Source organism: Colwellia sp. SU-HH00943 (assembly GCF_057546125.1).
Window position 1 is genome coordinate 531015 of sequence record NZ_BAAJLW010000001.1, and the last position, 20273, is coordinate 551287.

At 38.5% G+C, this 20273-nt stretch carries 15 protein-coding genes; 8 read left to right on the top strand and 7 right to left on the bottom strand.

Features of this window, described 5'->3' with window-relative positions; all coding sequences use genetic code 11:
* Positions 1 to 78: 78 nt before the first annotated feature.
* The 3 genes from AC27GZ_RS02295 to nosR form a co-directional block, all read right to left on the bottom strand.
* Positions 79 to 1299, bottom strand: a complete 1221-nt coding sequence (locus tag AC27GZ_RS02295) for an Nramp family divalent metal transporter (protein WP_487093261.1) — start codon at positions 1297 to 1299, stop codon at positions 79 to 81.
* Positions 1300 to 1451: 152 nt separating this feature from the next.
* Positions 1452 to 3341: a TAT-dependent nitrous-oxide reductase gene (gene nosZ / locus AC27GZ_RS02300; protein WP_487093262.1), complete on the bottom strand. Its 1890-nt coding sequence runs from the start codon at positions 3339 to 3341 to the stop codon at positions 1452 to 1454.
* Positions 3342 to 3413: 72 nt separating this feature from the next.
* The gene (gene nosR / locus AC27GZ_RS02305; RefSeq protein WP_487093821.1) at positions 3414 to 5564 is read right to left on the bottom strand and encodes a transcriptional regulator NosR; all 2151 of its coding nucleotides are present in this window, start codon (positions 5562 to 5564) and stop codon (positions 3414 to 3416) included.
* 232 nt (positions 5565 to 5796) lie between these two features.
* On the opposite strand from nosR, the gene AC27GZ_RS02310 reads away from it, so the two are divergent.
* Positions 5797 to 6864, top strand: coding sequence for a sensor domain-containing diguanylate cyclase (locus AC27GZ_RS02310; RefSeq protein WP_487093263.1), 1068 nt, complete (start codon positions 5797 to 5799; stop codon positions 6862 to 6864).
* 368 nt (positions 6865 to 7232) lie between these two features.
* Here the strand turns inward: AC27GZ_RS02310 and AC27GZ_RS02315 are convergent, their stop codons facing one another.
* Positions 7233 to 8342 (bottom strand): CsgG/HfaB family protein, encoded by a 1110-nt coding sequence (locus AC27GZ_RS02315; protein WP_487093264.1) that lies wholly within the window; start codon positions 8340 to 8342, stop codon positions 7233 to 7235.
* A gap of 157 nt (positions 8343 to 8499) precedes the next feature.
* Between AC27GZ_RS02315 and AC27GZ_RS02320 the strand changes: the two genes are divergently transcribed.
* From AC27GZ_RS02320 to lnt, 4 genes are read left to right on the top strand one after another with little or no spacing between them, the layout of a single operon-like run.
* Positions 8500 to 9303, top strand: a complete 804-nt coding sequence (locus AC27GZ_RS02320) for a prolipoprotein diacylglyceryl transferase family protein (RefSeq protein WP_487093265.1) — start codon at positions 8500 to 8502, stop codon at positions 9301 to 9303.
* A 55-nt stretch (positions 9304 to 9358) separates the two neighbouring features.
* Positions 9359 to 10885 (top strand): B12-binding domain-containing radical SAM protein, encoded by a 1527-nt coding sequence (locus tag AC27GZ_RS02325; RefSeq protein ID WP_487093266.1) that lies wholly within the window; start codon positions 9359 to 9361, stop codon positions 10883 to 10885.
* Positions 10882 to 12462 (top strand): B12-binding domain-containing radical SAM protein, encoded by a 1581-nt coding sequence (locus AC27GZ_RS02330; RefSeq protein ID WP_487093267.1) that lies wholly within the window; start codon positions 10882 to 10884, stop codon positions 12460 to 12462. The genes AC27GZ_RS02325 and AC27GZ_RS02330 overlap by 4 nt, the downstream gene beginning before the upstream one ends.
* Positions 12455 to 13966 (top strand): apolipoprotein N-acyltransferase, encoded by a 1512-nt coding sequence (gene lnt / locus AC27GZ_RS02335; RefSeq protein WP_487093268.1) that lies wholly within the window; start codon positions 12455 to 12457, stop codon positions 13964 to 13966. Before AC27GZ_RS02330 ends, lnt begins: the two co-directional genes overlap by 8 nt.
* On the opposite strand, the gene AC27GZ_RS02340 is transcribed toward lnt, so the two are convergent.
* The gene (locus AC27GZ_RS02340; protein WP_487093269.1) at positions 13963 to 15090 is read right to left on the bottom strand and encodes a caspase family protein; all 1128 of its coding nucleotides are present in this window, start codon (positions 15088 to 15090) and stop codon (positions 13963 to 13965) included. The genes lnt and AC27GZ_RS02340 overlap by 4 nt on opposite strands.
* A gap of 46 nt (positions 15091 to 15136) precedes the next feature.
* Positions 15137 to 16336: a tyrosine--tRNA ligase gene (gene tyrS, locus AC27GZ_RS02345; RefSeq protein WP_487093270.1), complete on the bottom strand. Its 1200-nt coding sequence runs from the start codon at positions 16334 to 16336 to the stop codon at positions 15137 to 15139.
* 164 nt (positions 16337 to 16500) lie between these two features.
* On the opposite strand from tyrS, the gene AC27GZ_RS02350 reads away from it, so the two are divergent.
* The 3 genes from AC27GZ_RS02350 (at position 16501) to AC27GZ_RS02360 (ending at position 19532) form a co-directional block, all read left to right on the top strand.
* Complete coding sequence (locus AC27GZ_RS02350; protein ID WP_487093271.1) at positions 16501 to 17988, top strand: OapA family protein; 1488 nt, start codon at positions 16501 to 16503, stop codon at positions 17986 to 17988.
* Positions 17981 to 19153 (top strand): anhydro-N-acetylmuramic acid kinase, encoded by a 1173-nt coding sequence (locus AC27GZ_RS02355; RefSeq protein WP_487093822.1) that lies wholly within the window; start codon positions 17981 to 17983, stop codon positions 19151 to 19153. The genes AC27GZ_RS02350 and AC27GZ_RS02355 overlap by 8 nt, the downstream gene beginning before the upstream one ends.
* A 187-nt stretch (positions 19154 to 19340) precedes the next feature.
* Entirely contained in the window at positions 19341 to 19532 is a 192-nt protein-coding gene (locus AC27GZ_RS02360; protein ID WP_487093272.1) for a hypothetical protein, read from the top strand.
* 77 nt (positions 19533 to 19609) lie between these two features.
* Here the strand turns inward: AC27GZ_RS02360 and elbB are convergent, their stop codons facing one another.
* Entirely contained in the window at positions 19610 to 20263 is a 654-nt protein-coding gene (elbB, locus tag AC27GZ_RS02365) for an isoprenoid biosynthesis glyoxalase ElbB (RefSeq protein WP_487093273.1), read from the bottom strand.
* Between the last annotated feature and the right edge of the window lie 10 nt (positions 20264 to 20273).

The following is a 20273-nucleotide window of genomic DNA, read 5'->3' on the forward strand; positions in this document are numbered from 1 at the left end:
ATTAATCATTATTTAACTGTTGATCTTAAATAAAAAACTATCAAAAGCGTGTTAAATTTCTCTTCAACCGATTTCAGGTTAAATAACATCAAATGCTGACAGTAAACTTCTACCGCTAAGCAGCAGTGATACACCGACAACAATCAAACCTAAAATATTTTGCCAAGTGTTATTCTTATACTCGCCTAAAATCTGGCTGTTCATGATAGCGAGTAAAAATATTGTCACGATAGGAAGTAAAATACCATTTGCTACTTGCGCAAACCAAATAATAGCCACGGGCTTATAACCCAAACTAGCGCCTAATACTCCTAAACACAGCACTACAATCCAAATTGCTTTAAAACTATTAGCACGTAAGTCTTTATTTAGATTTAACACGCCACTGAGCGCAAAAGCGGCAGCTAATGGCGCTGTAACTGCAGAAGAAATGCCAGAGGCAAATAAACCTAGACCAATAAAAATACCTGCTTTATCCCCAAACAAGGGTTGTAAAGCTGGTGCTAAATCTGCAGCTGAAGAAATTGACGCCTGTTGTCCAAAAAAAGCGGTTGCCGCCGTAGACACTATTGCTATCGAGATAATCCCGCCAAGTGGAATAGAAATCATCAAATCTTTTCTAGCTTCATTAAGTTGACTCGGCGATTGCCATTTTTCACTGACACTTGCCGCATGTAAAAACAAATTATAAGGAACCACTGTCGTACCAATAAGCGCTATAACCGTTAAGGTGGCACCATCAGGAATGATTGGTATTAATAATCCTGAAAATAATAAGGTTAGATCTGGTTTGGTTAAAATAAAGGTGGCGATAAACGCCAAACTCATTAATACCACTAGCACAATAAGTGCTTTTTCAATGACCTTATAACTTCCCGTAATTAATAGCGCAAATGCAACAATACCAATGAGTATTGGAAATAACGAATCAGCAAAAGGTATCGAAATTTCAGCACTGTCAACAATGCCACTTAGCCCTAAACTTGCACCCGATAAATTACCGCTTTGATAGGCGCTATTACCAATAACAATGGCTGATAAAATTAATATTACCGCTAAGTTTCGAAGCCAAGGATTGCTGCAAACTCGACGAATATTTTCACCTAAGCCTTGCTGGGTAACAACGCCTAACCTCGCCGTCATTTCTTGCAAAATGATCGTGGCGATAACCGAAAACAATAAGGCCCACAATAAAGCGAAGCCATAATGAGCACCAGCAAGAGAAGCAGTAATTACCGTGCCTGGACCAATAAAAGCCGCCGTTACTAAAATTGCAGGACCAACTTGAGGAAGTTTCATATAAATCAGTTTGTAATTAATTTTTATTGTTTTCTCAGCATACCTACAAACGAATAAAATAAAAACAAAAAAGCTCAACATCTTTCGATGTTGAGCTTTTAAAGAGTGCAGCTATGGTAGCTGTTAAATTCTACCTTAACGCAATGCCTAATTTAAGCTTTAACGAACATACGACCACGCATTTCCATATGAAGAGCGTGACAGAACCAGTTACAGTAATACCACTGAACACCAGGTTTATTAGCCGTAAATGTGATCGACGATGTTTGCTGTGGACCAATTTCCATTTGCACACCATGGTTTGTCATACAGAAACCATGTGTTACATCTTCTACTTGGTCTAGGTTAGTCACGATAACCGTCACTTCATCACCTAAGTTCACATCAAATGATTCCATACCGAATGTTGGTGCCACTGAAGTCATGTAAACACGCACTTTTTTGCCATCACGAATAACTTTGTTATCCATCATAGTATCAACGCCATCACGCTTAGCTTGCGCTAGTGTTTCAGCAAAAATTGAATCATCGCGTGACCATACTTTATCAGGCTTCACTTTACTACGGTGGATAATAGTACCGTCATGTGGTTCAGCATAAGTCGGACCATCATGAACTAACTTCATAGTATCACCAGAAATATCAATTAATTGATCGTTTTCTGGTTTTAATGGCCCAACCGGTAAGAATCTATCTTTAGAGAACTTACAAAGAGATACTAACCACTTACCGTCAGCATCACGTGTTTCACCTGAAGAAGTTCCGTTATGGCCTGGTTGATAATGTACATCTAATTTTTGACGAATATAGTTAACTTTTTTACCATTATACGCTTGAATAGCCTCTTCAATATTCCACTTAGCAATTTGGCTATCAAGGAACAAGGTGGTATACGCATAACCTTTACCGTCAAAAGCAGTATGAAGTGGCCCTAAGCCTAATTCAGGCTCACCAACAACGGTGTCACGTTCTTTAATTTTACCTGCAAATAAATCATCAAGTTTCTTAATTGAAATAATAGAAACCGTAGGCGATAACTTACCATTGGCGATAAAGTACTTACCATCAGGCGATGTATTCATACCGTGAGGAGACTTAGGTACAGGAATATAACGAGTTAAATCTGAGCCTTTTCGACCATCTAATACCGGGACTTTATTACCATTATAGGTTTTAAACTTCCCTGCTTTAACTGCCGCTTCACAACGTGCTAGGTTAAAGACAACCACATGATCACGCTCTGCAGAAATCATATCCCCTAAATTCATGCCCATTTCTGAGTTGTAACTTGTTGAGGCGAAATATTTACCATCATAATCAGCATCTGTGTTATCTAAATTACCATCTACGACAACTTGGAATGCTATTTCCATGGTCTCAGCATCTAGCACACTAAATATAGAGCGATAAGTGCTAACATCTTTCATGTTTGCTTTACCGTTGTTATTCATAGGAATTTCAAATTCACCATTACAAATAACATATTTAGTGTACGGCACTTTTTGCACACGTAAACCATGTATTGCTTGTACATTAGGGATGGTAATCATCTTGTCCACTTTCATCACATTACAGCGAATACGAGCAACACGAGAATTAGCCTTATCATTTATAAATAAGTATTTTCCGTTATAACGACCATCGGTCATACTCATGTGTGGATGATGAGAATCCCCCGCCATAAGATCGGCACTGTCGCCTTTAATGCGCTTAGATTCATCCGTTAAACCCCACCCCGTAGCTGAGTCAGTATTAAAAACAGGAATTCGCATTAATTCACGCATCGATGGTATACCCATAATACGCACTTCACCAGAATGACCACCAGACCAAAAGCCGTAATATTCATCTAATTCACCAGGGTGAACTATACCGCTATTACCCGCTTCGGCAGCTTGTGCTTTTGCTGTTGCCGCAAAAACAGCCGCTGTCATAGGTGCAGCCACAGCTCCAGCACCAATGAGTGCTGTTTTACCGAAAAACTTTCGGCGGTCTTCACTTTCTAATTCGACCTCGTTATTTTTTTGTTCTTCATTACTCATTGTTTTTCTCCATTTTTATATCAATATGTTTTTTGGCAGAATTGTTGTTACAAGTCATCTAACCATCATTTACTACGCAACTTCTTTTACCTGTATTTCCGATTCTTTATACTTAGCTTTCTTACGTGCCAATTTCTTAAGTGGCGGGCATTTTTCTTCATTGAAATAAGTGACTTGGCAATCTAAACAGTAGTGACATTCCCGCATATTAATGACACCGTCAGGGTTGATTGCTTGAATTTCACATTCTTTGGCACAAGTTTTACAGGGTTGACCACACTCAGGGCGACGACGTAACCAACTAAATAAGCGTATGCTATTACTGGTTGATAGAGCTGCCCCTAATGGACACAAATAGCGACAGAAAAATTTACGATTGAAAATATTGATCAGCAGCAAAGCACTGGCGTATAAAATAAATGGCCATTCACGATCAAACTTCAGTAAAAATGTCGTTTTAAACGGTTCTACTTCTGCAAACTGTTCAGCAAGCGCTAATGACTCCATGGATAAACCGAAGAGGCCTAACAGAATTAAATATTTAATGGCCCATAAGCGTTCATGCACTGCCCAAGGCAACTCAAATTGTGGGATTTTGATGTGGCGAGCAAAAATATTCATAAGCTCTTGCAAAGCACCAAATGGACATAACCAGCCACAATAAACTGCTCTCCCCCATAAAATCATGGTAACTGCGGCTGCGCCCCATAAGATGAAAATTACCGGGTCAAGTAAGAACAAGTCCCACGAAAAATCAGACATAAAGGCTTGTAAAAAAGTGAATACATTAACAACCGATAATTGCCCTCCCCAAGACCAACCGATAAATACCACGGTGATAATCAAGAAAAGGTGACGGAAGTTATGCATAAAAGTAGGATGTCGCACTAAAATGTCTTGGAAAAACAAACTTAAAACAACAATCGTTAATAAAATCACTAAAACGATAACTTCAGAGTTTTTCTCTTTCCACACCTGTTGTGTTAATGACAATTCAGGCTCAGGCATAATTAAAGGTGGACGATCAACATAACGATCTAATGTATGGTAATCTCCTTTAAAGCTAGTAAATATGCTTTCTAACGGTCCTGTCTGACGGCGAACCAATAACTCTAGTTGCCAATCTGAAGCAGGGTTAAATTCATGGTGTTCACGAACAATAAAGATAGATCTTTCATTAAATCTAGGAGCGCCTTCAATATAAATATCGGGTAAACGACTGTGATCTAAATCTCTAAAGGCAATAGCTTCACCATTTTGTAACACTTGAATTCGATCAAAAATTGCACCACGCACATAACCAGAGCCTTTAAATGAGTAACCCGTTCCCATTAACGCAATAGCATGCTCACCCGGCTTTAGTGATGAGATGAGGTATTCATATTCGCTGTCACCCAATAAATTTCGACCTATGGTTGGAATATCCACTTGAGCAAAATAAATTTCAGCAAACATATCTTGTTTTTGTTCAGGGCTTGCTTTATCTACATGTTCAGCCTCAGTACCAACAAAAGCTTCATCAACCGTTTGTCTATTAAGGTAAAGCTTTCTGATTGAGCCATCACCAGTGAGTGTTATCCAGTCAGCTTTTTCATAAACTTCTGGGTAAATTGTTCCCATAGGTTGAATAGCCTCTTGGCTAGCACTGATGATACCTAATGAACGAGCCACTTGGGTTGCGGCTTTAACCACTGCAACATTCATCACCATCACGGTTACGGTAGCACCAGAAAGGCCGTCAATGTGTACTGTGCCTTCAGTTTGGTTGCCGCCAACCTTTAATCGATCGCTAACACTTAAACCATTGTATTGATCAGCAAATTCATGCAATTTTGATTCAGGAATACCGGCTAAAATAATTGGCTCATGGTGCTCAAGTACCTTAGCACCTAAGTAAATCCCTTGAGTGTCAATGGCTACCAGCATATTGACTGGCTCACCAGAATAAGCGGGTATTTTCGCTAAATCATTAGTTTCAAATGCGTACCCTAATACTTCATCATTTTTAGAGATGGTCCATATAAGAGGAGAACCTTCCTTGGCAGAAACTTTTTCAGAAATATGGGTTTGAGTAGGAAAAATTTCTTTAATTAGCGGTAAAGGATCTTTAGGCGGGCTAACAAAGAGTGCTTGAGCAGGTAGTGCTGTCAAAAAAAAGATGCATACTAAAGCCGCTTGACATAGCAAGCGCTTAAACACATTTTTAATGAGAGAAAAAACCATCAAGCAACCACTTTTTCAAAAAAAGTCGGCCTAAAAATTAGCCAACTGCGACAATATGTCACAGTGTACGCCCTTGTATTTTGGCTGTTATGATTTAGATCAAAAAACAACTATGAAGTGAATAATGAAAAATTTAGTAAGAACAAGCATATAAACCATAAAAACTTAATGGTTATTAATTAAAAAAATCCAGCTATACTTGTTTTTATGAAGTAGAGCATTAGGCATAAGTATGAATAATCAAGAAGAAATATCCGAAAGTGAAAAATTAATTAGACGGTTATACGAAATAACTACTTATCAAAAAGAAGGCATTTCAACTCAAATTAAAAATCTATTAGCCTTAGGCTGTGAACGTTTCAATTTAGATATCGGTATTCTCTCTAAAGTGTCAGGCTCAAATTATCAAATAGAACAAGTATATTGCCCTGAAGAAGTCGGCTTAAAAATTGGCGACAGCTTTGAGCTTGGTGAAACTTATTGTGATGTAACACTCAAATCAGAAGGCCCAACAGGCTTTGAATACGTAAAATACTCAGCTATAAATCAACACCCTGCCTATAAAGCTTTTAAACTTGAAAGCTATATAGGCATTGCAATAAAGGTCAATGATAAAGTCTTTGGAACACTTAACTTCTCTAGCCCAGAACCGTTAGATAGAAAATTTAGCTCGGTTGACCTCGATGCACTGCATATTATGGCTTTGTGGATAAGTTACGCCCTCTCTCATCAGCAGACTACCAATTTACTCAAAAAGAGTAATGCAAAATTAAGGCAACTTGCCATTACCGATCCACTGACTAACCTCCACAATAGAAGAGCGTTTCAAAAGTTTTTTGAAAAGCAAATTCTGTTAACCCAGCGGAACTTTAACAATGCTTCAATTTCACTGATAATGATTGATATCGATTTTTTTAAGGAAATTAATGATAAATTTGGCCATATTAAAGGAGATGATGTCCTAGTTGATTTTTCCAAGATTTTACTTAATAGCCGAGCAAGTGATCTTATCGCAAGATTTGGCGGTGAAGAATTTGTTATCGCTCTTCTCAATACCACAAAAGAAGGCGCGATGAAAAAGGCAGAAAACCTACGCAAATGCATTTGCCATTTTGACTGGCAAGATAAACAAGTTACTGCCAGTTTTGGCGTGGCAACATACACAACCAGTAACCGTGACGAAAATGCCGTAACTAATATTACACAGCGGCTATTTAAAGATGCTGATCTAGCTCTGTATTATTCAAAAGAACATGGAAGAAACCAAGTCACTCATATAAGTGATATTCAAAGCAATTAATACCAAGTTGATTAAGTTCTTTCCCACTCAGCGAGAATTAAAAGGCTTAGAGGCAAGGCATTGATTGAAGAGAATGGTTATTCCCTTGTCAAAATCAATAACGCAGCATGTAAGCCTTTTAAACTCGCCCTTTGGGAGCTTGCTCGATGCCCACTAACTTCGTTAAATTTATTTGATTTAGAATGACTAAACCTAAACAAATTTGCCTTGTTATTGAACATCGAGCATGGCTCTGAGTAGGGAAGAAATTTAATCAAATTGGTATAACCTCGCCATTCATTATCACTCTTTAAAAGTACTTTTCTCAAACACAAAAAAACACCGAAGGTTTTCACCATCGGTGTTTTCAATAAGTAGGTATGATTAAATTAAGGTTTACTAATAAAGCTTGAATTTAAACCTTTAACAATACGTCGCATACCCGCTTGTATTCTTAAATCTTGTAAACTTGCAAAACCAACCCAAGAAACATCTGAAGTTTTGATATTAATAATCTTAGCAGTAACACCTACACGAGCAATATTAATATAAGAGCTTCGTGCGTTACGTGCTGAATCAAATTCCCATTCTTGCAATGTTTTCGGCATAGCTGGTAAACGTTTGAAGTCATCACCAAATTCATCATAAAAAGCAATGTACTCTTCACGCTCTGTCATATAACGATTGCGATCTTTCGGGTCAACTTGTGGCGATAATTGAATATTCTCACTCTTAGAAACATACTCAGTAATTGCACCATAAATGATGTAATCTGCATCAACTAACTTACCTAATTTTTTAGATATTTCTAAATCTGTTAGTCTAGTTTTTCCTTTAGCTAATAAACCTTGCTCACGCATAACACGATCAATTTGTTCACGGTCTACTACATTAAAGCCTTTAACTTGTAAATCTAAGATAATGTTATCGGCAACTAATGAACCGGCGCCAGAGCCTGCTGGCTCTTTAAATGTCATGACCGCAATCGTATCTTCTTTTTTGATATAGAAAGTAGGCTTACGCGTAGATTCGATATCTAAAGGCGTAACAGCTACATCTTTAGGGTTAGGGAAAACAAACTGTGGTGGTTCAGGGCGTGTTGGTAACGGCTCTAAAGTAACTAAATTAGAACGGTTAGCATTAGCTGCAGCATTTACTTTAATAATTGCCGGCTTATAACCACGTTTTACCACTTTAAAGTAACCGGCATTCCAACGAGGGTAGGTTGAACGGTGAGAGTCATGATAAGGGGTTGTACCAACATGAGAGTTAATATTTTCTCGACTCGTTCCCCAGTAAACATCAGCTCCTTGCACATTGGCATTTGTCGATGTTCTTGCTTTTAAAGTATCGTAAATTGTGTAATAGGTAGGGCCTGAATTACAACCTGAAATACTATAGAAGGTAAAAATACTACCAACAAGCACTAAAGCGCTCCATAATACGGATATAAAGCGATTTTTACTTTTAAGTGTTCCTATATTCATGCTTTTTCTCATGTTTTATTCCTGCCAAGATTACGGTCAAGCAAGTTTTATTTGTTAATTTTTAGATTAATTGTAAACTTTGGCTTTTATCGCCAACAGTTGCAATTTTGCACATTTGTAGATATCGTACTGCTTTGAATATAACACTAATTTTCCTCCTTTTCAAAATATGTATCCACACTTCACAATTTTAAATCACACCATTTCACTTTGGGGTGTTATCGGCTTATTTGCTACAGTTTTTTGTTGGGTATTATTGTATTTTAGAAATAAATCAACAGGCTACAATGGCTTTACTTTAGCTATGTTTCTAATACACGGTATACCTGTTGGATTGTTTGGTGCTTATGCGACTAATGCTATTATTACCGCATTAACGACCTCAACCCTGCATAATCAATTTACCGGTATGACGGTTTCAGGCTCAATTCTTTTTTGTTTAATTTATGCCTATTTATTCGCTAAATACACACTCAAAGTAGCCCCATTACAGTTTTTAGATGACATTGCCTTTACGTTTCCTTTATCTATTTTACTCGGCCGTTTTGCTTGTTTATTTGTAGGTTGTTGTTTTGGGCATCCTTCACCCGATGGCATCGAAAACACTTGGCTAACCTTGTTTGTTGGCAGTTACCATATTGAAAGCCCTGCGGCACACTACTATCAATTACAGGGAATAAGCGCAAGTACGCAAGTATGGAACTTGCCGCTACTGTTTATTGTTTCAAGTAGTCTCATATTAATTGCCACAGAATATTTATATCGTCATAAAGCACGCTTTAAGCTTGCCCATGGTGTAGTATTTTTAACCGCCACTGTTGGTTACACCGCTGCACGTTTCTTAATTGAATTTACTCGGGCAGAACAAAAAGTCAGCAACTCAATATTCAACCCTTGGCAGTTGTTCGTTTTACTGTTATTTTTTATCGCTGCATTTTGGTTAACAAAAACAATAAAGCAAAGCAGACAATAATAATCATTAAATTAGCCCTTATGCGCTATCTATTAAGAAAACCATTAGGAACATCATGAAAATCACTTTCATTACAACAAAGATCCAGCCTCATGCGATGAATTTAGCCTACACTATGGATCTTGTCGGTAGAAAATTTGCTACTATTCCGCTGCCTTTAGCAACACTTGCAGCGCTTACTCCAAGTGATATTGACTGTGAAATTATTGATGAAAATATCGAAGAGGTTCCCGACAATTTATCCAGCGATATCATTGTTTTTACCGGCATAGCTTGTCAAAAAGAGCGTACTATTAAGTTAGCCGAACACTTTAAAAATCAAGGAAAGTGTGTGGTTATTGGTGGGCCATTAGTTGACAGTCACAAGGCTGAATGTATGGCAATTGCAGATACCGTTTTTATTGGTGAAGGTGAATATACTTGGCCGCAATTTGTCAAAGATTATCAAACTAATAACGTACAAAGTCTTTATCACCAAAAAGATAACGTCGATATTGACGATTCTCCAATCCCTCGTTTTGATTTAATCAAATATGAGCATTATGTTTCAGGCGCTGTCCAAGCGACCCGTGGCTGTCCGTACGGATGCGAGTATTGTGACGTTCCGGCTGTATGGGGCAAAAAAGCCCGTACCAAAAAGATTGAGCAAGTACTTGAAGAAATAAAAATTCAAACACAATTTCATGTCGATTCAATCTTCATTGTTGATGATCACTTTGCCGCCAATATTAAGTATGCCAAAGAGCTGTTACGTGCCATTGCTGCATTATTAAAAACCTTACCTAAACAACTCTACTTTTATACGCAAGTTCCGATCAACATTGCCAAAGATGCAGAGTTGTTAGACTTGATGCAAGCCGCTAACATGCGCCGGTTATTTATTGGTATTGAAACTTCTGACAAAGATAAGCTTGTCACCATGAACAAGCTGCAAAATAATCAGGTCGATATTCGTACCGCAATTGATGAAATTCAAAAACGCGGCATTGTGGTTTGGTCAGGTATCTTATTTGGCTATGATGGCGAAACCAAAGAAAGTTTTGAACGTGAGCTTAACTTTATTAAAGAAACAGGTATATCGCCGATGTTAATTGGCTTAGTACAAGCCTTACCTAACACACCTTTATTTGATCGTATGCAAGAAGAGGAAAGGGTCAAGGAGTTACCTTTGGGTATGGGTAGCGCAGCAACAGGTGATGAACGTCATGAGCCAAGTTCAAACATAATTTTCACCACAGATACCGAAAAAGAGCTAAACCTGAACTTTTGTAACTTTATTCGTACCATTTATCAGCCAGAAGTTTATACTGACTTTATCCTCAAAGGCACAGCCAAAGAGCAAGGCAGCGGTTTTGGTGGTTGGCCAGATATAAATTGGAATAACATAAAATTAGTGTCACGAATTTTATGGCACTTTACTACCGCATCAAAAGCGAAACGTAAAATGCTTGGCCGGTTTATTTGGTCTTATTTGACTGGAAAGTCTAAGAATATCGAAGAATTATTTTTTCACCTAGGCATTTATAAGCACATGGATATTTTTTACACCAAACTTGCGGAAAATATAGAAGCAAACTCGTGAAAATATTAATCGTAAACCCTATTTTTGCACTATCTTTATGGGACTTTTCCCTCTGTAAAGATATCACAGAAAAAGGCTTCCCTAATCCCCCGTTAGCACTGCCAACCTTGGCTGCAATGGTGCCTGAGGGTATTGATGTTGAACTGTGTGATGAAAATGTAGAAGATATTAATTTTAATTCTAACGCAGATATTATTGCCATTACCGGTTTTCTTATTCAATCAAGCCGTGTTTTTGAAATTGCCGATAAGTTTAAAGCGCTTGGAAAAACCGTGGTTATTGGTGGCCCTGTTGTTGAAAAATCTATTCTTGATGAATGCCAACAGCATGCCGATACTATTTTTATTGGTGAGGCTGAATATACTTGGCCACAATATATTGCCGACTTCCAAGCTGGCGAAACAAAAGCGGTATATGAGCAAGTTGAGCGCATTAATATGCATGACTCGCCATTACCTCGCTTTGAATTACTTAAAAAAGGCGCATACTCTACTGCCATAATAGAAACATCACGAGGCTGCCCTTATTCATGTGATTTTTGCGAAATCCCCATGAGGTTAGGTAAAAAGTCACGCACTAAATCCGTCGAGCAAGTACTTGCCGAAGTAGAAAAATATTACCAGTTAGGTTTTGACTCTATTTTCTTTATTGATGATCACTTTGTTGGCAATAAACGTCACACAAAGGAATTACTACATGAGTTAATAGCTTTTGTTAAACGCGTTAATTACCGGGTTAGCTTCAGCGTACAATTCACTATAAACTTTTCCAAAGAAACGGAAATGCTTGAACTCTTTTACCAAGCAAATTTTCAGCGTGTGTTTATTGGCTTAGAAACTTCTCGTGAAACTAGCCTAAAAAACGCCCATAAAAAACAAAATATGAATATTGATTTAGTGCAAGCGGTTAAGCGCATTCAATCATTTAACATTGTCGTTTGGGCTGGGTTTATTGTTGGATTTGATGGCGATGATCATACTGTTTTTGATGAACAATTTGACTTTATTCAAGCGGCAGGTGTCACCATTGGTATGATAGGCCTATTGCAAGCTATTCCGGGTACCAAGCTTTATGAGCGACTTGAAGGGCAGCATAGAATAAAACGTGATATCACCAGTGGTGTGCGTGGCCCTTACCAAGAATTAATCTACTCTAATGTGGTTCCTACAGACTTAACGCCAGCCCAATTAGCAAAAGGCTACCAATCATTAGTCAGTAAAGTTTATCAAGACAAAGCCTTTAGTGAACGATTGATGCGATTAATTAAATCGTCAAACCGTGCAATTCATCCTAATGATAAAGTTGCAGGTGATTATGAGAAACAGGTATTTAAACGCTTACTGAAATACTATTTAAATTTGAAATACCCGAGTCGCGTTTGGTTATTTATTAAGACGGTCGGCTATACATTATTACGCAAGCCTGCGTTACTAGAGATTGTAATTACTCAATTAGTCGCCTTTAAGCATTTTCGTGAATTTTACCATAAAGTTGCTGAGCAACCGGTAACTGAAAAAAGTGGCCATAAAGTAGCCCCGCAACTGATCCCCGTCGTTAATCAGGCTGTTGATGATTAAGCTCTTACTGGCAAGCATAACGGGTATACTCTACTTTTTAGTGCTTCCCGCTCATAATTATGCATTGCTAGCAATTATTACCTATTTACCCTTATTAAAAGCCACAGAAAATGCCTCCCTTAAACAAACCTATGGTTTAAGTTTGCTCGCTGGCATGGTGATGACAATACTATGTACCCCATGGATGGCAGATGTAGGCCAAACATTTTTCAATATTCAGCCGCCGTTTCATGTATTGGTCGTCATTGAAATGGCTATTATTGGTGCCCAGCCCCTTGCCATCAGTGTCACTTTATATCGCTACCTTGTATGCAAACAACCACAGTTAACGTTATGGTTACTACCTTTGTCTGTCACGGCAACATTTACGTTATTTTCGCCTTTATTAAATAGCCTGCTCGCATATGGTTTTATTGAACATAGCCTTATTATTCAAACCGTCGACATCACTGGCGTGTTGGGTTTAGAGTTCATAATTATCACCTGTAATGCTGTCCTGTATCAGTTATTAACAACCAAAAACATTAAAAACACTTCAGTGTTTGTCAGTATAGCCATGATATTACTCTGGCTAGGATACAGTCATTGGCGATATCAAGCTTTAGCGCCACAGCTGTCTTCGCAATTAAGTAATGTTAAAACCTTTGATATTGCCTTAATGCAAGTTAATAGAAAACCCACCTTGGATGCTCGTAACACACATAAAGTAGGTCAAAAAAACCTGTGGGAGTTTAAGCAATACCAAGCCTTAAATAGTCAAAACGTTGAATTAGCCATTTGGCCTGAAGGCACCTTTTACGGTTACCTTTATGATCAGCCTAGTACCGAAAATATAAAAAACTTAATTGCCAGCAAGCAGATACCACTATTTTTTCAGGATGATTATTTTTCTGCAGATCAATCCACCATTGAAAACAGAATTTACTTTTTGACGCATCAGCAACAACACACTCAGCAACATTACGCTAAGCGTGCATTAATGCCATTTGGAGAGAAAACCGATGTACTAGGTTACAACCACTTGCTCGCAGCATTAGACATAGAAAAAGTCCCTTACCAAGCAGGTAAAAAGCCAGAGTACTTCTCGTTAAATGATAAACATTTAGTGCCATTTATCTGTTTTGAATCACTAAAAAGTGAGTTAGTCGCCAAGGCATTAAATGCAGAACATCCATATAAAGTGGCTATTTTACTTTCTCAAGATGGTTGGTATGGCGACTCTGTACAGCAAGTAAGTGCTCACCGCACTATTACGCAATTTAGAGCGATTGAGAATAGAGTGCCCTTTGTTCATGTGATTAACAATGGTCCATCACATACAGTGAATATTTTAGGTGAAAATACCTTTAGTGGTGAGCATTTAACTCGAGGAAGTTGGCAAACCAGTGTCTTAGTTCCTGAAAATACACCATCATTTTTCAGACAATATCCCAGCTGGTTCGAACGTTTATTGCAGTGTTTATTGCTAGTTATATTCTTAATTACCCGATTGAAAAAGCTTTAGTGATCAATTACCACTTGGTAGGCTATTTCAGCCACTTTCCCTTCATCTGAATATTCTAATTCAGTTTGTTCACCATTTTCATAAATAGCATTGATTTGACTTCGACTAAGCTTATAAGGCGGTTTTGTTAAGGTTTTCTGCAAAAATTTCTGTACTTTTTTTAGCGCATTTTTATTACTGGTAATTTTACGACTCACCATATCATCAGAGCTACTTTCACCTTGCGTGTAAAGTGTGATCACTTTATCCGCGGCTTCCACTTCAATATCATATTGATAAGCATTTGCCCAAACATCATCAACTTGATTAGTAGCTTTATTAGGTAAGCTAACAGCCGTGATAGCAGGCGCTGCACCAGCATTCGAATCTTTTGAAAAGTAAAATTTCTGTGTCAGAGAGCTTTCATTCCACGGGATTTGTTTTCCGCCAGTCGCTTCAATCACACCAATACGTGTTCGCAGCACCACTTCATTTAAATCAATATTAGGAATGGCCATATTCTGTAAAAAGTGCTCAGTAAATGGACCATTACGCCCTTTACCATCAGCAGCAGTTTGACTTGGCGCGGTAGCGTAAATCACCATAGAGCCAGTTGGCGCACTAACGCGTACTAAACCACGTGTACCAACACTGCGACTAAAAGAGTTTTCAAAAGGGTTGTCGCGACAAGCATCAAGTATGATGATATTCACTTTACTACGCGCCGATTGCATTTTGGCCAACACCATCCCAGCGTTCAGTGTTTGGTAGGGAATTTCATCTTCTGACTCAATTTGCGCTGCCAAAGGTAATAAATAGTTATTACCATCAACTTGCACAGCATGACCTGCGTAGAAGAAAAGTGCGACATCAGCATTTTTCATTTTCTTGCCAAAGTGTGATACCGCTTTATTCATACTGCGCTGATCAAGGTCCGTTTGTAAGGTAACATCAAAACCTAAACGTTCGAGCATCTTCGCCATGTCGTTGGCATCATTAAGGGGGTTTTTTAATGCCGCTTTTTTATAGTCAGCATTGCCGATAACCAAAGCAACACGCGATTCAGCCCAAACATGTTTGCTGGTCAATAAACCGGTAAGTAAAACAACGATTAATAGCCAAATACCCGCATAACGTTGAACCACAAACATCCCCTTAATTTTTACTTAGTCGAGCATTAATCATAGTGCGTCACTTTACGCTAACACGTGCAAACTTACGCTTACCAACCTGATACACTGCTGCACTACCGCTTGCAATGGTTAAGTTTCTATCGGTAATTTTTTCACCTTCAATTTTAGCTGCACCTTGTTTGATCATGCGGTATGCATCAGAAGTACTTGCCACTAATCCAGCTTCTTTTAATAAGTTAGCAATGGCAATTTCACCCCCTTCAGGTGTGATTTCAATTTCAGGCATTTCATCTGGCATCGCACCTTTTTGGAAACGATTAATAAACTCTTGGTGAGCGGCTTCTGCCGCAGCTTCATCATGAAAACGGGCAATCAACTCTTTCGCTAAGTCTATTTTTACATCACGAGGGTTTTTACCTTGTTCAATCGCCGCTTTATAACCTTCGATTTCATCAATGGGTTTAAAGCTTAATAATTCATAATAGCGCCACATTAACACATCAGAAATTGACATGATTTTACCAAACATCTCTGAAGGGCTATCAGTAATACCAATATAATTACCCAACGATTTAGACATTTTTTGCACGCCATCTAAACCTTCAAGCAATGGCATCATCAAAACAGTTTGTGGACGTTGCCCTTCACTCTTTTGTAATTCACGACCCATTAATAGATTGAATTTTTGATCTGTACCACCTAATTCAACGTCTGACTCTAAAGCAACAGAATCCCAACCTTGCACTAAGGGATACATAAATTCATGAATAGCAATAGCCTGACCGTTTGCATAGCGCTTTTTAAAGTCGTCGCGTTCCATCATCCGAGCAACCGTTTGGCGAGAAGCCAATTTTAACATACCCGCAGCACCGACTTTTTCCATCCAAGTAGAGTTAAAAGCAACAGTAGTTTTAGCCGGATCTAAAATTTTAAACACTTGTTCTTTATACGTTTCAGCATTGGCTAAAACATCTTCTTTGCTCAAGGGTTTACGAGTGACGTTTTTGCCCGTGGGATCACCAATCATGCCAGTAAAGTCACCGATTAAGAAGATAACTTCATGACCTTGTAATTGGAACTGACGTAGCTTATTGATAAGTACTGTATGACCTAAGTGAAGATCAGGAGCCGTTGGATCAAATCCGGCTTTAATTTTAAGAGGTTTTCCGGTTTTTAATTTTTCTAAAAGTTCATCTTCTACTAAAATTTCTTCCGCACCGCGTTTAAGTTCGGCAAACGCTTGGCTGACATCGGTCATTACTTGACTCCGAGGTTAATAAAAATACTACAATACCCGAATTCTACTCACTTTATCTTCCACATAAAAGTATAAAAGCCAATGTGACAGTATTTTTTGCGAAAGTTTTGTTATAGTGATGATCCAGTTATCCGAAAACACCGTATTTTAGTTATAAAGCCCCTGTGAATAAACAACAAATAATTCAACGAAAGTTAAAAACGCTGCATGCTATTTTTCTTCGCCTGCGAGAAGTTTTCCAACAATTACCAAAGCAGCATCGCGTTATTATCACGTCGATATTCGCGTTAATACTGTTAGTGATTTTATTACCAAGTGCCGATGAAAAATCTAGCAACGAAAATGACTTGCTTACTCAAAATATTCCAAGCCAAAGTTTAGAAGTTGGTAAGCGTTACCAGGTAGCCCTGCCACAACAAAATAATGACAATAAATCAGCAAAACTTAAGCCGGCTGTACTGCCTTCAATTAACCCAGAAAAGCCACCTCAAGTTGACACTAGTATAAGTACAGTCAATTCTGAGCAACAAGAGAATATTTCTTGGCAAACGGCAAAGGTACGTAGTGGTGATTCTTTAGCTAGAATTTTCAAACGCCTAGGTTTTAGCGCTCAAGAGACTTATGCAGTCAGTACAGCAAAAGGTGAAGAGAGCAAATTACTACGTAAAATAAATGTTGGCGATATACTACGTATTGCCAGTAATGATGAGCATAAAGTCACCGCGCTTGAATACCCTTTATCTAAAACGGACACCCTGTATATTAATCTTGTTGGCGACCACTACCAAGCACACAAAGAAAGTAAACCTGTTGAAATTAGAGAAGCCTTTGCTCATGGTATTATCAGCTCAAGTTTCTGGAATGCGGGTACGGAAGCTGGATTAACCGATGCCCAGATAATTAATTTTGCCAACATCTTTGGTTGGGACATCGATTTTGCCTTAGACCTTCGTAAGGGTGACAGCTTTCATATGATTTATGAGAAAAAATATGTCGAAGGTGAATACATAGGCACAGGAAATATTCTGGTAGCAGAATTCATTAACCAAGATGAGCCTTTTCAAGCAGTTCGCTTTACCGATGATGAATATTACACACCGGACGGCAAAAGTATGCGAAAAGCTTTTTTACGTGCGCCTGTAAACTTTAAATACATTAGCTCTAGCTTTAAACCCAAGCGTTTTCACCCAGTGCAAAAGCGCTGGAAAGCACATCGAGGCGTAGATTATGCGGCTAAAACTGGTACCCCCGTGGTAGCAGCTGGTGACGGTAAAGTAACCCATTCAACCTACAATAAATACAATGGAAATTATGTGTTTATTCAGCATGGAAATGGCATAGTAACTAAGTATTTACACTTTTCTAAACGGGCAGTCAAAAAGGGTCAACGTGTTAAACAAGGTCAGCTTATTGGTAAAGTGGGAGCAACTGGCCTAGCAGCTGGTCCTCATCTGCACTATGAATTTTTACTTAACGGCGTTCATCGCAACCCAAGAACGGTGAAATTGCCTGATGCAAAGCCCATTGCGAAAAAGTATAAAAATGAGTTTACCACACTCGCCCAAAAGCGATTACAAGCACTTGATGGTTCAAAAAATGCTGTGGTAGGTATGACAACCTCAGAAATAAACGAACAATATAGTGATGACTAAGGCAACATCAGTTGAGAATAAATCCTATTACATTGGCCTGATGTCAGGCACCAGTGCTGATGGGATTGACTTAGCGTTAGTCACGTTTGATAAAAATCAGCAACCTAAATTACATGCCAGTTATTATCAAGCTTACAACAAAGCGCTTGTAGAGCAAATTACCGCATTATATAACCCTAGTGATAATGAAATAGATCGCGCATTTAGCTTAGATATTGCATTGGCGAAGTTGTTTGCGCAAGCAGTCACGACATTATTACAACAAGCTGATTTAACCGCAAAAGATATTATTGCTATTGGCAACCATGGGCAAACCATTCGCCACCGCCCCCAACAACAATACCCTTTCACCTTACAATTAGGCTGTTGCCAAACACTCGCCACGTTAACGAATATTCGCGTAATAGGACAGTTTAGGCGTAAAGATATGGCCTTAGGTGGTCAAGGTGCGCCTTTAGTTCCTGCTTTCCATGGAAAGGTTTTCAGCGAAGAAAACAATAACATTGATGTATTTGTTGTGAATATCGGTGGTATTGCCAACATCACTTATCTGCCAGCAGACAAAAGTAAAAACGTTATTGGCTACGATACTGGTACAGGCAATGCGCTGATGGATGAATGGTTTCAATTACATAACCCTAAAAGCCAACATAATTATGATGCAAGTGGTCATTGGGCTGCTCAAGGTAACATCAATACTGCATTACTAAATCAACTACTCAGTGACGATTATTTTGCCCTTACTCCGCCTAAAAGTACCGGACGAGAGTATTTTAATCTCGCTTGGCTAAAAACTCAGCTGACAAACGTTGCTTCAGTGTCTGCACAAGATGTGCAAGCTACCCTAACCGCTTTCACCGCACAAACGATAGCCGACGCAATTAAACAGCACAGTAGCGAAAAGCCAACTTGTGCCAAAATATACCTTTGTGGTGGCGGTGCTCATAATGAAGAATTAAAAAATCAGCTTACTCAACAACTTGCAGAAAATTCAATCGATTACAATATTCTCCTTACTAATCATAAAGGTATAGATGGGGACCAATTAGAAGCTATTGCTTTTGCTTGGTTTGCTTATGCTTATGACAAAAAGTTATTAAGCAGCATGTCAGCTGTCACAGGGGCTAGCAAAAATTGTACCCTCGGGGTCGCTTTTATTCCATAAACATACTAGAAAAGTTCTTTTTTACTTCTATAATGAATTATTCGAAGCATAAAAAATCGACAAATACGGATGGATTTTCACACAAAACATCAGTGCTTCAGCGGTTCAAAAAACAAGTAAAATGAACTTTTTTTTGATTAGTCCATCTAAGTATTTGCGTCTTTATAATTAACAATTAGGAGGGGCTATGGAATTTAATGACGTACATATTGGTATGAAATGTGGCAGTAAAAAAGGCAGTGGTACTGTTACTTGGATTGATGGTTCAACACGTAGAATTTATATGGCAGACACCTGCAATAACAATAATTTTGAAGTAGAATTTGAAGAGCTGATCGAAGATCCTCAAGCACACAATAGAGAAGATACTTTTTACTAAATTTCCCGAAGCATTAATCAAAAAAAGCCCAATAACCATGTTATTGGGCTTTTTTTGATGTGTTTATTTTATGCAAACTACGCCATTAATAATACGCTTTTAACCAGTTTATTAATGCCTTCTGCAGCTTCTGTCACAGTCGTTGCTAACATATAGGCAGGAGTTGATACAACTTTTTGTGCAGGATCGATAATCACGTCTTCCACATTACAGTCATTATGCACTAATCCTTTCGCGCTAATTAATGATGCCGTGCCGGTATCAGTGCCTATTGTGCCTTGTATACCCTCAGGATAAATTAATGGCAACATCGCAGGCGCTATACACATGTAGCCTGCTGGTTTGTCGGCGTTTGCAAAAGCTTGGCATGCAGCTAATACTTGTTCATTGATCGTATAGTTCTCACCATCAAGAGCAAAATTACATAAGTTTTTTGCCGCACCAAAACCACCAGGCACAATTAAGGCATCAAAATCCTGCTCTCTCAATTCGCTGATATCTTCACAATCACCGCGAGCAATTCTGGCAGCTTCAACGAGTACATTACGAGTTTCTGTTTCACTGACTTCGCCTGTTAAGTGATTAATCACATGGTGCTGCGAAATATTTGGCGCGAAACAGCGATAAGTTGCGCCGTTTTGCTCAATGGCTAATAACGTTAACACTGCTTCATGAATCTCGCTGCCGTCGTAAACACCACAACCACTTAAAATTACCGCTACTTTTTTCATGATAACTCCT